A 15,014-nucleotide genomic window follows, 5' to 3' on the forward strand; every position below is an offset into this window, starting at 1 on the left:
TTGTTAATTTAATGGCATGGAAAATATTCAATACGAAAAAGTAGCTATTTTACTGCTTGATCAGGATAAGCCTATTACAATTGAAAAGCTTTCGGTTTTGTCAAATATGCCGATGAAAGAATTGGAAGAAGTTTTGAGATTTTTTAACTCAGAACATTTTTTGGTCTATCAGGATAACTGGCAAAAGATATTAATTACTGACAACGCGCGAGGGCAATAATGGAAAATATTTATTATTGTCTAATCTCAGGCGTTTTGGCATTTTGCCTATGTTGTATTGAAATCTTATACGGCAAATATAAATTCAACCATTTACTCGTCATGAAAAAGCCTAGATACATGCTTTGGTACAGTTTTATATATGGCACTTTAGCTTACCTACTGACGCTATTAGTCATTAATGGAAGTTTAACTATAAATAACTATCATCCTAAGGATAACCCATTGTTGGTTTCGTTTTGTATAGGAATTGTAATTAAGGCCCTGGCAAAAATGAGCTTCTTTAATATTACTATTCAGAATAGAACTTTTCCCGTTGGGCCGAAGCTGGTATTTATTTATCTTGATGATTTTCTTTTAAAAAGACTTAATGATGATATTGACAATCAATTGATAGAACATATTAAAAGAGTTTCAAAAAAACTTAGCAAGGTTGGAACGTTAACTCACCAAGATGATTTTTTCGATGAGGCGATGCCAACGAATTTTTCTAGAATTACTAGGCAAAGTTATATGAAGGAAATAATTAGTCTGAAAAAATCGTTTGACAAATGCAGGCATTTCACTTCCAAGTTTGGGTATACAAGACTATTGTTAATTGAAAAGCATGTTGATTCGGAATAGGCAGACAGTGCATTCATACTGTTGCTCTTACAAACCTCTTATCCGCTTGGGGTTGTTTTATTTGGCACCATATATTCTGCCTTAAAAGAAATGATACCCGAACTTTTAAACCAGGCAGTCGCTTTTAATACTAAAATCCACGCGGTATTGAATTGAAAGTCGGTCCGGATAATAACTAATTGAAAATTTTTATCGTCGCACAGTGTGGCCACCTCCACCCGATGGTGGTATCTTTCCTGGTTGACATTGTCAGGTCTGGTGTATAAGTCACAGTGCAAATACAATAACGAATCACTTAATAGATGAACTATATAGAAGCGGCCATCCATTATTAAATGTACAAACTCTGTTTCTTGGTGTTTAATTGCCTGGATTTTCACGTCGCCGGGTGTTGGAACGGTTATTATTAAATCTCTCCAGCGCAAAAAAGTATGGCGCGGGTTATTACTTATTCGTATTAGAGGTACTGGTATACCCGAAGAACGAAATAAGCAAGCCCACGCCAATAGCGTGAGCGTTGCGCTTATTCCCTCGTTCTTCTTTGAAAGTTACCAGTTTTCTAATACGAGATCCTATGCGAACGCAAAGCATTCAAATATTGTTATACAGCTAAGCTGTGCTTCTATATAATTGCAAATATAGCATTACAGATTGGTTTCCATTTTCCATTTTATCGCTACCGATTCAACTTTTTTGATTCCAATGAATCGATCAATTACTTCTTTTATAATAATTTTATCATAGGTCGGCATTTCTTTCAACTTTTCAAGTGAGCTCTCAAAGCCGGCGAAATCAAACTTCGTGTTAACGCTTATGCCGGCTAATTCTTCAAAAGGTATATTTAGTGCAGCGCTTAATTTGTTAATCACTAAGTCAGATGGCTTGGCTGTATTATTTTCATAGCGATTTATCTGAACATTAGATATTCCCGATAAAGTCGCCAAATCTCTTTTTGTCAGTCCTTTCTTCACACGTAAACTTTTCAATTTGTCACCAAAGTTTCCTTCCTCAAACTGATTTGCCATTTTGTCAATTCCGTTATAATTATTACATTTATTCACATACAATATAGTAATATATTATGAACATTGCAATACACAACGAAATATATTGAAATATACATAATTATGTAGTGACATATCTAAAAAGATGTAATGAAAGAAAAACAACAAACTATTGACCGATTAACCGGTGATTTTATTGCCTATTTAAAATCCATAAATCGTTCACAAAGTACCATCGAGGGTTATAGTTACTCTTGGGGGAAATTAAAAGCATACATGTCAACTCGAAATATAACCGTTTTTAGTAAAGACATTGTTGAAGAATTTTTGACATTTTTATTTGGCGAATACTCTTACCAAACACTTTTGCCAGGTCAAAAGCGCATGATAAATGAGTTATTGGCTTTAGGGGAGTTTCAGGATGAGGGACGGATTGTTAGGTCGTTCAAAATACCTCCCAAGGTATTTGATGGATCCATTGGAGAATATATTTTAGACTATATAGCTTATAGAAAAGCGGCTTTCAATTCCGCTGAACGTACAATTATAAGTTATCACCACCATTTACATGTATTTCTTAGCTTTTTAAGAACTAAGGGAGTTGACGACATACAAAAAATAACGCAGTCGGTTGTATATAGCTTTATTGAAAGTCTAGACAAGAATAAGCTAGCAACAAAGTGCATTATGGCAGGTATGTTAAAAAACTTTTTTACTTATCTGTCCGACATCAAAAAAATACCTAATTGCCTGATAATTATTCCCCCACAAGTTAACTATAAGCAAAGCCCACGCTTACCTTCAACGTTCACAAAAGACGAAATTAGTACTTTACTTCATTGTGTAGATCGTGCAAACCCTCGTGGAAAGCGCGATTATGCAATTTTGCTTCTTGCTGTGAAATTGGGCATGCGCTCATCCGATATAATGGGTTTAAGGTTTGAAAATATCTTATGGGACAAGAATCTTATTAAGTTTACTCAAAGGAAGACGGGTAAAGACATTACGTTGCCTTTAATGCCTGAAATAGGCAACGCAATAATAGATTATTTTAAATACGGACGCCAAGAATCAAAAGAGGATTTTTGTTTCCTCCAGGCAGTGTCGCCTTATTCACCTATGAAATACGGCGAAGTAGGGTCACTAACTCAACAACATTTAGCTCGCTCTGGAATTAACCTTCGGGGTCGAAAACATGGCCCTCACGCGTTAAGACATAGCTTTGCAAGTCAATTATTGGATCAAAAAACACCTCTGCCAATTATATCAGAAGCGATGGGCCACTCTAGAACTCAGTCTACAATGACCTATTTGCGCATAGATAGTGACACATTAAGGCAATGTGCATTGGAAGTGCCATCGATTCCTTTTTCTTTTTATCCTAAAAGAGGAGGCAATTTATGAATCGATTTTTTTTTAGTGTATACGGTAAATATATTGAGCGTTATATCTGTCATAAAAGAAATCTTGGATTCAAGTATAGGGATATAGAATATACTTTTTATCTGTTTGATAAGTTAGCGTTTCAACGTGGTGAAACCGAAGTAGGCATATCCAAAGAGATCGCAGAGGAATGGGGAAAGAGTCGGCCAGGTGAAGCTCCAAAGACGAGAACGGAAAGAGTATCGCTACTAAATGGTTTCTCCGTATATCTTAGGACGACAGAAAATAAAGAGTCCTATGTGATGCCTGTGCCTAAGTTCGTTAGTACATATACACCTTACATATTTTCTAAGAAACAAATTGCGTCAATATTTGAAATATGTGACAGTCTGAACGTTTCCAATGGACGCCCTGATTCAGCTATGTACGCAGCCCCTGCATTATTTCGATTGCTTTATGGAACTGGTATTAGAGTAGGTGAAGCGCTTAATTTACATACTGACGATGTAAACCTAGAAAGCAATCATCTTACCCTTCGTAGTTGTAAAAATGGCAAAGACCGTTTAATTCCTATATCTGCATCATTAACACGGATATGTAAAGAGTATCTAAATTTTCGAGGCACATTGGCTATTGAAGACGCTTCACCATTTTTCTTTGTCAAACCGACAGGTCAACCTTGCTCCAAAGACCAAGCTTATGCCTGGTTTCGCACAGTTATATATAAGGCCGGAATTCCGCATGGCGGCAAGCGCTTGGGGCCAAGACTTCATGATTTTAGACATACATTTAGTGTACATTCCCTTGCGTCGATGGCAGAGGCTGGCGTTGATCTGTATTATTCATTACCCATATTATCCCAATATCTAGGACATGATAAAATTGAATCAACCGATAAATATGTCAGATTAACCGCCGAAATGTATCCTGATTTAATAGCGGGAGCCAACAAACTATCGCCTTATTTATTTCCTGATCTTTTAAATCAACCTAACGATGAAACCGACTGATTTTTCCAAAAGCCTTACAGACTTCCTTTCTAAATATTTACCTGGCGAAAGGGGCATGAGCACTAATACAATACAATCGTACAAAACCACCTTTATTCTGTTCATTACCTTTATGGAGAGTGAGATTGGCATACCCGTTACAAAGCTCAATCTTAAAGAAATCACGCAGGAACAAGTGGTTAAGTTTTTAAATTGGTTGCAAACTAAACGTAAATGTTCTAATTCTTCTCGAAATGTACGCTTGGCTGCGTTTCATTCTTTTACGCGTTATCTTCAATATTCAATGCCTGAAAGCTTGTACGAATGGCAGCGCATTTTGGCTATCCGTATGAAACGGAGCCATAAAAAATCTATTAACTACCTTACCGTTGATGGTATTAGGCTTTTATTGGAACAACCAAATCAAGCGACAATGGGGGGCCGTCGCGATTTAGCCATGTTAGCGTTAATGTATGATTGCGCTGCTCGTGTGCAGGAAATTATTGACTTAACGCCGGTAATGGTACGTCTGAATAACCCCCCAACGATAAAACTAATTGGAAAGGGAAATAAGGCAAGAATAGTTCCTCTTTTAAACAAACAAACGGTACACATTGAACGCTATATGCGAGAGCATGATTTATTAAACGATCATGCCAACTTATATCCACTTTTTAGCAATTATCGAAAGGAAAAGCTTACTCGTGCAGGAGTGGCACATATACTAAAAAAGTACCTTGACGCTGCTCGCCTTGAATCTCCTAAACTTATTCCAGAGACTGTAAGTTGTCATTCTTTGCGCCACTCCAAAGCGATGCACTTGTTGCAAAATGGAACTAATCTAGTCTACATACGTGATATTCTCGGTCACGCTTCTGTTCAAACGACAGAGGTATATGCGAGGGCGGATTCAATGCAAAAGAGGGAAGCTATTGAAAAGGCATATGTTGGCTTAGTCAAAGATGAATCGGCTAGTTGGATGGCAAATGATGATTTGTTGAGCTGGCTTAAAAATCTATAAAATAATTTCTTTTGGAATTATGCAAAGCAAAAAGGCCAAAATTCCCATAGCTTAAAATCAAAACGTTATAACTTTACATAATAATCGACTTTACATAACCTGCTCCCGGCGGACCGATCAGGATCACATTATGGCCGCCCGCTGCGGCAATTTCCAATGCACGCTTGATATTTTCCTGACCTTTTACTTCGCTGAAGTCGCTGTCGTAATTACAGAGGCTATCGTAAAACTCTTCGCGGGTGTTTACTATTTCGGGTTTTAGTTGAGATGTGCCGTTAAAAAACTCAACTACATCTTTAATGCTTTCAACGCCGTAAACCTCAAGATCATTTACAATGGCTGCTTCACGGGCGTTTTGTTTAGGGAGGATAAAACCTTTAAAGCCATCTTTACGGGCTTGTATGGCTATAGGTAAAGCACCTTTTATCGGCTGCAGGCTTCCATCAAGCGAAAGTTCGCCCATGATGATGAATTTATCAAGGGTTTCGTGCTCTATCTGTCCGGATGCTGCTAATATGCCAGTAGCGATGGTAAGATCATAAGAGGAACCTTCTTTTTTAATATCAGCGGGAGCCATATTAACTACTACCTGCTGGCGGGGCATCCTGAAACCGCAGTTTTTTAATGCCGATTCTATCCTGAAATAGCTTTCTTTTACAGCAACATCGGGCAGACCAACAATAAAATACTTAGTTCCCGATGCAATATTCACTTCAACCGTTATGGTAATAGCCTGTATCCCATAAACCGCGCTTCCAAAGGTTTTAACCAACACTGTGATAAAAGTTTATTTGAAGCGAAAGATATAGATTTTTGATGAGGTGATAAAGCCGCGCCGTATAAAACAAAAAACCCGCCGGTACCGGCGGGTTTCGTTATAATAACAATGTTTAATCCTATCTTAAAAACGCGCCTGCTTCGCAAACAATCAACAGCATGGTGCAGGAAACTATTACGCAAACCATCAGCATTATTGACCATGTATTAGGGTTGTGTTTGCTGATGCGGGCAAACGCGGTATTGATTTTTTTGAAGAAGCGGCTGTTCAACAATACAAAATAGTTAAGTATAAACGCGCCTGTCGCTCCCATCAAAATCATTAAGCCTGATAGCGGGGTTAATTGAAACCAGCCGGCATTTAAAAACAATTGCGCCACGCTTACTAAAATGGCCAGCAAAATGATCATTAAAAAACTCGCCCCGAAAAGCGCGTTGGCTTTTGGCAATCCGCCATGACCAAAGTTTTTAACATTCCACCTGTAAAACGTTACATAAATGGATTTGTAGGTTTCTGCTGCTTTCATAATGTTATGGTTTTAGGTAATTAATTCGGTGCAAAATAATATTACTTGCACAATATTGGTTTAAAAACGGAATCGGCAAAATTTTATTGCGATTGTGTTTGATTTTTATCGTTTTTGTATTCATTTATTTGGTTTGATGCTTATATCGCAAAAAAATATCGCACCGGAGGGAATAGTCTTACTTTTTGCCATATTGATGAAAAAAGAGAAAATTTTTGGTAAAACAAATGTTACAAATCCCAGATTACGGCGTCAAAAGGCTGTTTTGAACGCAGACAACGCAATATTTGCGTTAATTTGTTGTTATAAGGGCATCTTTATAGCATATAATGTAGCCTTGTAGGCTTGTAGTGTAGTGGATAAGTAGAGGATGGTTATTTATGCTTTAAACCTTTACAGTTGATATTTGCAGGACGCGCGTTTATCAACAAAATAATTAACCAGAGCACTAACATCTAAACCCTATACTACCTCATGAATTAAGTTTCCTAACAGTACCACACGGCCCTACATCTCTACCTATAAATTAATCTAACCTTATAACATCTGCACCTAAACCTGGATGAAAACAATTTTTCTTTCACTGATCCTGCTATGCCTGTTTTCGGCGTCTTTTGCCCAAAACCGGGCTGCTATTAAAGGCAAAGTCACCGACTCGTTGAATAAGCAACCTCTTGAACTAAGTACCGTCGCGATGGTCGATCTGAAAGATACCTCGCTTATTGCTTATACCCTCAGTAAAAAAAATGGCGATTTTGAACTCCAGCGCTTACCTGTTGATAAAGAAGTGCGCCTGGTTATTTCGTTTGCCGGATACAAAAGTTACATCCGCCGGTTTAATTTTAAAAAAGGCGATATCGTTGATTTAGGCACCGTTGCGCTCAACAGCAAAATGCTGAGCGAGGTTGTGGTACGTGCCGAGCGGGTGCCTATTAAAGTAAAAAAGGACACCATTGAGTTTGATGCCGCCGCTTTTAAAACCCGGCCCAATGCTGCTGTCGAAGAACTATTAAAAAAGCTTCCCGGCGTACAGGTTGATGGCGACGGAACAATTACTGTTAACGGTAAACAGGTTAGCAAACTATTAATAGATGGCAAGCAGTTTTTTGGCTCCGACCCCAAAATTGCTACCAAAAACCTCGATGCAGCTATTGTAGCCCAGGTACAGGTTTATGACGACAGGGAAAACGACCCAGATCATTTGGTGAGCGAGACCCAGGTACAAAAGATCATCAACATCAAACTAAAAAAGGCTATTAAGAAGAGCATTTTCGGTAAGGTGTTCGGCGGTGCAGGTTCGCGCGACAGGTACGAGGCCGGTGGGTTATTCAATATGTTTCGCGATACTTTGCAGGTAAGTATTATCGGATTAAGCAATAACCTTAACCATACTGGTTTTTCGCGTGAGGAGCTTAACGCCCAAGGTGGGTTTGACCGCAGCGGTGGTAACACCTCCTTTAACGGTGGCCGTAACTGGGGTGGCGGTATTGAGAAGATCACCTCAGGAGGCTTTAATCTTAACCAGAACTATGGCGAAAAACTAAAACTTAACCTGCAATATTTTTATACGCAACGGAATAATACGGTTGAATCGGCTAATTTTCAGCAGCAGTTTCTGAAAGATACCACGCTCTTAACCCGTGCCTCAAGCAACAGGTATGCAAACAATCATACGCACACGATCAGCGGGCTTGTGGAGTGGAAGCCGGATACTGTCCGAAACCTGCGCTATAATCCATCGTTAAGTTATAATTCTAATAACAGCGGTTCCTCTGCTTTGGGCAATACGTCAAACAATTTTGATATGCCGGTAAACAAGTCGGTATCAAACTCCACGAACGATTGGCATTCAACGCAGTTTAATCAAAGCTTTTACTTTCATAAACGATCTAAAAACAAAAGCAAGGAATCGTTTACCATATCACACAACCTGAGTATTAACCCTAACCACAGCAACAATTTCAACAATAATGATGTGGTAAATTACCAGCGCCCCGACTTATCGGATAGCTTGCACCGCCTCTCTGTCCATACGTCAAATAATGCTTCGGGTAATCTCGATTTTAGTTACCGCTACCCCGTAACCAAAAATCTTATTGTTGATGTAACCACATCGGGCATATACAACAAAACCAGCGACCAGGTTTTTACCTATGATCGTAAAACCGGCCTCGACTCGCTGATCAGCAATCAAAGTTCTGACCTTAAGCGTGACCAGTGGACGGAGAACATTAAGCCGGGTATTACTTATCAGCTTAACAAAAAAACACAGATCATCGCAGGGCTTAATACCCAATGGCAGCAAATCAACAATAACTTTGTAACCAGCAGGCTTATGCAAAATTATTTTTTCCTGCTGCCAACTATCCGTATCGAGGCTTATGGGATATCCTTTAGCTATGAGCGCCGTGTTAACCAGCCGGGGATATCAAATTTACAGCCTATTACTATAGTTTACAGTCCGTTGTATAGCTATACGGGTAATCCTAACCTTGTGCCCAGCATAAACAACAACTATTACATTAACTTTTTTAAATACTTTAATGACAGCCAATTGGGGATTTACTCATACGGCAACATCTCTTCGCAAAAAAACATGGCGGTTACGCAGCAAACCATTAGCTCGGACGGGGCGCAAACCAATACAACGGTTAACCGCGATGGCAGGCCAAGTTATAATTTTTCTGTTGGGGTGTTTAAACGGTTTAAAAAAGTTAAAGAGTGGCAGGTTAACACATCAACCAATTTTTATGGTAACTATTACCAAAGCCTTAACCTGCTTAATAATGTTGAAGGCTGGCAGAACACGGTTTCGTATGGGGTACATGAAAACATTGGCGTAAACTGGAAAGATGTGATTGACCTGAATACCGGCGTGGGCTTTAATCAATCAAATACCAAATACCATTATGATGATTTCAGGAGCGTAAGAGTGGGTACCTATAACATAAGCAATAGCCTGGTGGTGAGGTTCCCTAAAAAGATAATCTGGGAAACCAAGCAGGATTTTAATTACAATGGCCAGGTTACGGCAGGCTTTAAAAAGGGCGTTAACGTAGTGAGTTCATCACTGGCCCTGCAAATGCTTAAAAAAGACCGGGGCGAGTTGAAGTTTTCTGTTTATGATATCTTTAATCAAAACGTAAGTGTGTACCGTTACATCAACAGCAACTCGGTTAACGATGTGCAGAACAATACATTGAAACGCTATTTTATGGTTACTTACAGCATTAAGTTTAATAAGCTGAGCACAAAATAGACTGATAAGTAAACGGTAAAACAAAGAGGCTGTATCAAAGTTAAAAGATGCAGCCCCATTACTTTTTAAGAGGCTGTTGTAACTATCTTTATTAGGGCGGAGTCTTACTTATAACCAAAATGCCCATCATGATGAAAACCAGGACCTATCTTTTTTTAGCTGCTACTATGGCGCTATCATTCGGCCTATTGGGCCGTGTAAATGCTCAGGACATGCCCGGTAAGCGCGATTCTATCAATTCGGTTGTATTGAATGAGAAACGTGTGATACAGGTAATACTACCCGATGGTTATAAAGTAGGCTCAACAACTAAATACGATGTGTTGTATATCCTTGACGATTGGAATATAAAATTGGGGCGCGATATACAGCATTTCATTTTTGACGAGCACACCATGCCGCCAATGATAATTGTAGGCGTGTTAAATACCGACCGGGACAAAGATTTTTTGCCAACGCATAACAGTGGCAATAAAACATCGGGCGGAGCCGATAAATTTCTGAAGTTTTTTAAGGATGAGCTAATCCCTTATATCAATAAAGCCTATCCATCTGATGGTGATAACACGCTTTTCGGTCATTCCTTTGGTGGTGTGTTTGTTACCTATGCTTTGTTGAACGAGCCGCGGCTTTTTAATAATTACGTTGCCGGCGACCCGAGTTATTGGTGGGATAATGGCGTTATGCTTAAGCAGGTTAAAGAGAAGTTGCCGTCACTTGCAGGCTTGCAAAAGTCGCTTTACATAGGTGGCCGCGAGGGACAGGGTATGAAAGAAATGAGGATTACCCCAATGGATAGCCTGTTAAAAAAGGACGCGCCGGCCGGGTTTGAATGGGTTGTTAAGGCGTATCCTAAAGAATCGCATGGAACGGTACGCCTGAAAAACTTTTATGATGGCCTGAGGTTTGCCTATAATGATTATGGAGGCAAGCCGTTGGAGTTTCACCCGTCCCGGGGGATTGTGCTAAAAAATAAGCCGATAAAGATCTGGTACTTTGATGATACAACTAAGGTGCATTATACATTTGACGGTTCTCAGCCGGTAACGACATCGCCATTTGTAAAATCTGAGATTGAATTAGCCGGTCCTGCAACGGTTACCATGCGACAGATTGCCGGGCGGCCTAAATTTGATAAAACCTCCAGCGGGGAATTTAAAGAAGGGGCCTATCTGCCGGCGTCATCACTCAGGAAAAACTATAAACCCGGCGGCTTTCATTATGCTTATTACGAAGGCCAATGGGATAAGCTGCCCGACTTTAAGACATTAAAACCGGTTAAAGAAGGTACAGAAGACAGTCTCTTCAATATTAATAAGCTTCCGCGCCAAAACAATTTTGGCTTGGTTATAGACGGGCAATTTAAAGTTGAACAGGACGGCTATTATATTTTTGGATTAGGATCGGACGATGGTTGTAAAGTGTATCTGAATGATAAGGTTATCATTGATCTGGATGGTTTGCATGACGGTGATATTGAGCGGTCATATATCGTTCCGCTGAAAAAAGGGTTTTATCCATTGCGGATAGAATATTTTCAAAAAGAAGGAGGCCGGAAACTTGATTTTGTATATGTAACTCCGGATAACATCGCCAAAAAGAAGATTACACCTATTCCGTATTCATTGAGATATGGAAAATAAACGCGCTTGGTTTTAAAACCCAGCTTAAATAAAAAATGCCGATCAATTACGATCGGCATTTTTTAATATTTTAAATCATGTGTGCTGCAGGTTAGAAAGAGCCTGGGCCGCCTGGTCCACCCCCACCCGGGCCGCCGCCTGGCCCACCCGGACCTCCGCCATCGCGGTTAAACCTGCGCTGGCCAGGCTCTTGGGTTGGAGCTTTACCCGCAAATTTTTGCAAACGAAGCGTGAATGTTAACAGGTAGTAACGACCGAGCCTGTTTACTGTTGATTGCGTGGTGATGTTGCCATTTACAACAGATGTATAACCGGTATTTTGGTTAAACAAATCATATGCTGCCAAGCGGATAGTGGCACGATGGTCTTTCAAAAACCTGCGCTCAACATAGGTATTCAGGATGTTCGGGTTTTTAATATCGAGGCTGGCGTCATAACCGTAATTTACTGTACGGGTAAAGTCGTAGCTCAGGGTCCAGTCTTTCCAGAAATAGTTTTTTCCGGCCAGTCCTAAATTCAACGTACGGAAGTTTGAACTACCGTCAATAAGTGTGCTGTGGATAGAGTTGGTTGTTTTATTGATACCGTAGCTACTGCTGGCTTCTGCATCGATAATATCAACAATGTTCACCCTGAATTTTAAACCCGGAGTAAAGTTGAGGTTTTTAGCAATGTTTTTTAAAGGCGCGGCAGATGCGGCAACATTGTTACTGTCGATAGTATTAGAGAATGCAACGCCGTTGGTATACGTTAAAGCGCCATTGAATTGCAGGGTAAATTTGCGCTGGGCCCACGGTTTTGCATATACCACATTAGCACCACCGGTATAATAGCCGCCGGCGTTTAAGTAGTTGGTAAGGTTAGTTCCCTCGAAGCTTTTTAGCGCTGGGTCTGCGGCCAATACAGCCTGGCTAAATTTACGTGGATAAGAAATGGTGTTTTGTACTATTTTATTTTGTGTTGCCGTAAAATTGAAATTGGTAAAGAAAATATCGCCGGTTTGGAAGCTGAAATTATTATACCTCAACGAAAAATTGTTGGCAAACTCTGGTTGCAGGGTAGGATTACCTTGTACCGGGTAAAGCGCGTTTGTGAAATCAATTACCGGCTGCAGCTGAGTAAATGATGGCTGGTTGCTTGATCCGCTATATAAAAAGTTTAAAGCCTTGCCTCTTGAGAAATTATAACTGAAACGTGCAGTTGGTATTACGTTAAAGGTGGTTACATGGGTAGCCGAATCATTTTTAAGGTTGAGGCCGTTTAAGGTGGCCGGCTGTACGCCAATCCCTAAGGTAAGGTTGTATTTTTTCTCAATAAATCGATAGTTTAAGCCAACCCGGTTTGTGGTGAAATTGTATTTATAATTATTGCTCAGCCTGTCGTAATGATCATATGTATTGGCTGTATTAAGTGTATCAGTTTCCTTATCACTTGTGGTGTTTGAGCGGTTAAAAGCATAATTTAATTCCAGATACCCCCGTTTGCTTATTGGTTCAATGTATGAGAGGTTGGTACCAAAAGTGGTTACGCGGCTATCTGTATTGGTTTGCTGATTTGCCGGTGCCTGGCGTGGCGCGCCATCGGCATAATCATAGGTTGGATTGTCAAACTGTGACGTTTTTGATGTATTGGCGCTGATGTTAATGCTTAAATTACGGCCATGTCCGTTAAAACGGTGGTTATACAAAGCATTAATACCATAGCTTGGCGTGGTGCCATCGCTGTGGGATAATGAGGTATACGATGAGTTTGTTATCCCGCCAATGGTTGACGATACCGACTCGTTTGCGTTGGTATTGGTACTTGAATAAGTGAAGTTTGGTACAACCTTTAAATAGTTGATTGTATCGGGCTTCCACTCCAGGTTAAAGTTAAAGCGATGATTGATTGGGTTATCAGTCTGGTTGCTTTTTTGTGTACTGATACTTGGAGTTTGGACATTGTTGGTTTGGATAGACGAGCTAAGGGTGTTGGTGGTATTATCCGTATAGCTGTAACTGCCATAAACAGATAAGGTTTTACCCCACTGATCGCGGAAGTTGGCACCGATGGCATGCGCGTTGGTGATACCGTTCGCGCTGGTAGTTGAGCTGCTGGAACCACGCAATGCGTTGCCCCTGCCGCCGCCCCCGCCGCCAAATCCACCACCACCTCCGCCACCTGAGGTAGCGCTGCCATAGGTGAATGTATTTACGTTGGTGTTGTTTATAGTTCCCAACACGGCTATCTGCTGCTCATTGTTAAAGTTGAAGAATTTAAGATCGCCGATGTAGCGGTTGGCGTTGGCTATGCCCTGGTCTTTCGGTAAAAAGTCTTCGCCATCGCCGGCTGTGGCCTGGCCGAAGTAGCCGTGGTTTTTGTCTTTACGGATGGTGATGTTCAGGATCTTGTCGGGCTCACCGGTTTTAATACCGGTAAGGTTGGCCTGATCGCCATAATCGTCAATTACCTGGATGCTTTCTACTACGTCGGCAGGCAGGTTTTTGGTAGCGGTTTTAACATCGCCTCCAAAAAAATCCTTTCCGTTAACGCGCACTTTGGTAACCGATTTGCCCTGGGCGGTTACGTTGCCATCTTTATCCACATCAACGCCGGGCAGTTTTTTTAATACGTCTTCAACCGGGGCATTTTCGCGTACGGGATAAGCGCTTACCTTATATTCGGTTGTATCCTCTTTTAGTATTACAGGGTTAACACCAACAATGGTAACCTGGTTAAGCATATTGGTTTCGGCCTTTAACACTATCGCGCCAAGATCAACCGGTTGGGTGCCGGCATCAAGCGAATAATGTTTTTTTATGGCTGTGAAACCTATTGACGAAATGGTAATGGTTAGTTTGTTGCCCTTTACCACCGGAAACGAAAATTTACCGGCAGCATCGGCAATAGCGATGGTGCTATCACCGCCGTTTGAAACCAGCTTAACACTACTCCCGGGTAAGGATAGCTTTGTGGAATCAACGACAGTTCCCTTTACCTCCCGCCCCGTCTGGGCGTAGGAGCCAAAGGCAGATAAAAGAATAAAACTCAAGATAAGAAGTAGGGGTTTCATAAATGTTTTTTCAGCGTACGATTGTTGTATTTGGGTATATAGACGTAATATGAACTACAAATGTTCAACTTAAAATATACATAAAGTCAAATCAATATATTATTGTTACACATAAAGCCCGTAAAGGCCTATCAATCATATTAATGTTACAAAATATTAAATGAAAAGGCCGGAATTTTCCGGCCTTGAGGTTGTTATTAAGATCAGTCAGTCAATTTCGGGCAGGAATGAGGGCGAATACCGGTGCGTTTTAAGTTTTATAGGCTGTTAAGTGTTGCAAAACCTAAGTGTGTACCGTAATCATGTAATAAGATTCGGGTTTGAGCAAGGCCATGATTAAGTGATTCACTTGCTTTAAGCATTATTACGAAAATGTGGAAAATTAGTTTCATTAATTGTTGTGAGAGATACCAATAATGATCCTGATACGTTTAAGTAATTCACACAAGAAATAAACTATTGTTTAAAATCCGTTGATACAATAGTAACATTGTGGCACAGTATTTCGTAATACTT

General features: G+C 40.3%; 10 protein-coding genes and 1 pseudogene. 7 read left to right on the forward strand and 4 right to left on the reverse strand.

Going from position 1 to position 15,014, the window contains the following annotated elements:
• Positions 1-16 precede the first annotated feature (16 nt).
• Positions 17-220 carry a hypothetical protein gene (locus tag DUL71_RS19360; RefSeq protein ID WP_114939635.1) on the forward strand — a complete coding sequence of 68 codons (204 nt, stop codon included), beginning with the start codon at positions 17-19 and terminating at the stop codon, positions 218-220.
• Positions 221-321: 101 nt separating this feature from the next.
• Positions 322-843, forward strand: a complete 522-nt coding sequence (locus tag DUL71_RS19365) for a hypothetical protein (protein ID WP_114939636.1) — start codon at positions 322-324, stop codon at positions 841-843.
• Between the two features lie 644 nt (positions 844-1,487).
• Here DUL71_RS19365 and DUL71_RS19375 read toward each other — a convergent pair.
• The gene (locus DUL71_RS19375) at positions 1,488-1,868 is read right to left on the reverse strand and encodes a helix-turn-helix domain-containing protein (RefSeq protein WP_114939638.1); all 381 of its coding nucleotides are present in this window, start codon (positions 1,866-1,868) and stop codon (positions 1,488-1,490) included.
• Between the two features lie 129 nt (positions 1,869-1,997).
• Here DUL71_RS19375 and DUL71_RS19380 point away from each other — a divergent pair, with 129 nt between their 5' ends.
• From DUL71_RS19380 to DUL71_RS19390, 3 genes are read left to right on the forward strand one after another with little or no spacing between them, the layout of a single operon-like run.
• Positions 1,998-3,251, forward strand: a complete 1,254-nt coding sequence (locus DUL71_RS19380) for a site-specific integrase (protein WP_114939639.1) — start codon at positions 1,998-2,000, stop codon at positions 3,249-3,251.
• Positions 3,248-4,240: a tyrosine-type recombinase/integrase gene (locus DUL71_RS19385; protein WP_114939640.1), complete on the forward strand. Its 993-nt coding sequence runs from the start codon at positions 3,248-3,250 to the stop codon at positions 4,238-4,240. The genes DUL71_RS19380 and DUL71_RS19385 overlap by 4 nt, the downstream gene beginning before the upstream one ends.
• The gene (locus DUL71_RS19390) at positions 4,227-5,240 is read left to right on the forward strand and encodes a site-specific integrase (protein ID WP_114939641.1); all 1,014 of its coding nucleotides are present in this window, start codon (positions 4,227-4,229) and stop codon (positions 5,238-5,240) included. Before DUL71_RS19385 ends, DUL71_RS19390 begins: the two co-directional genes overlap by 14 nt.
• Before the next feature lie 97 nt (positions 5,241-5,337).
• Here DUL71_RS19390 and DUL71_RS19395 read toward each other — a convergent pair.
• Both DUL71_RS19395 and DUL71_RS19400 read right to left on the reverse strand, forming a co-directional pair.
• Positions 5,338-6,015: pseudogene (locus DUL71_RS19395) on the reverse strand (magnesium chelatase domain-containing protein); the annotation flags it as partial.
• 121 nt (positions 6,016-6,136) lie between these two features.
• The gene (locus tag DUL71_RS19400; RefSeq protein ID WP_114939642.1) at positions 6,137-6,544 is read right to left on the reverse strand and encodes a hypothetical protein; all 408 of its coding nucleotides are present in this window, start codon (positions 6,542-6,544) and stop codon (positions 6,137-6,139) included.
• A gap of 562 nt (positions 6,545-7,106) precedes the next feature.
• Here DUL71_RS19400 and DUL71_RS19410 point away from each other — a divergent pair.
• On the forward strand, positions 7,107-9,803 hold the full coding sequence (locus DUL71_RS19410) for an outer membrane beta-barrel protein (protein ID WP_114939644.1): 2,697 nt from the start codon (positions 7,107-7,109) through the stop codon (positions 9,801-9,803).
• Between the two features lie 128 nt (positions 9,804-9,931).
• Entirely contained in the window at positions 9,932-11,446 is a 1,515-nt protein-coding gene (locus DUL71_RS19415; RefSeq protein ID WP_161964470.1) for a PA14 domain-containing protein, read from the forward strand.
• A 91-nt stretch (positions 11,447-11,537) separates the two neighbouring features.
• On the opposite strand, the gene DUL71_RS19420 is transcribed toward DUL71_RS19415, so the two are convergent.
• Positions 11,538-14,498: an outer membrane beta-barrel protein gene (locus DUL71_RS19420; protein ID WP_114939646.1), complete on the reverse strand. Its 2,961-nt coding sequence runs from the start codon at positions 14,496-14,498 to the stop codon at positions 11,538-11,540.
• Positions 14,499-15,014: the final 516 nt, after the last annotated feature.

Source organism: Mucilaginibacter endophyticus (genome assembly GCF_003351025.1).
Lineage (GTDB): Bacteria > Bacteroidota > Bacteroidia > Sphingobacteriales > Sphingobacteriaceae > Mucilaginibacter > Mucilaginibacter endophyticus.

Bases quoted from the DNA above. Each gene is read 5' to 3' on its own strand.
- DUL71_RS19360 (WP_114939635.1), top strand. From the start codon at position 17: ATGGAAAATATTCAATACGAAAAAGTAGCTATTTTACTGCTTGATCAG.
- DUL71_RS19365 (WP_114939636.1), top strand. From the start codon at position 322: ATGAAAAAGCCTAGATACATGCTTTGGTACAGTTTTATATATGGCACT.
- DUL71_RS19375 (WP_114939638.1), bottom strand. From the start codon at position 1,868: ATGGCAAATCAGTTTGAGGAAGGAAACTTTGGTGACAAATTGAAAAGT.
- DUL71_RS19380 (WP_114939639.1), top strand. From the start codon at position 1,998: ATGAAAGAAAAACAACAAACTATTGACCGATTAACCGGTGATTTTATT.
- DUL71_RS19385 (WP_114939640.1), top strand. From the start codon at position 3,248: ATGAATCGATTTTTTTTTAGTGTATACGGTAAATATATTGAGCGTTAT.
- DUL71_RS19390 (WP_114939641.1), top strand. From the start codon at position 4,227: ATGAAACCGACTGATTTTTCCAAAAGCCTTACAGACTTCCTTTCTAAA.
- DUL71_RS19400 (WP_114939642.1), bottom strand. From the start codon at position 6,544: ATGAAAGCAGCAGAAACCTACAAATCCATTTATGTAACGTTTTACAGG.
- DUL71_RS19410 (WP_114939644.1), top strand. From the start codon at position 7,107: ATGAAAACAATTTTTCTTTCACTGATCCTGCTATGCCTGTTTTCGGCG.
- DUL71_RS19415 (WP_161964470.1), top strand. From the start codon at position 9,932: ATGATGAAAACCAGGACCTATCTTTTTTTAGCTGCTACTATGGCGCTA.
- DUL71_RS19420 (WP_114939646.1), bottom strand. From the start codon at position 14,498: ATGAAACCCCTACTTCTTATCTTGAGTTTTATTCTTTTATCTGCCTTT.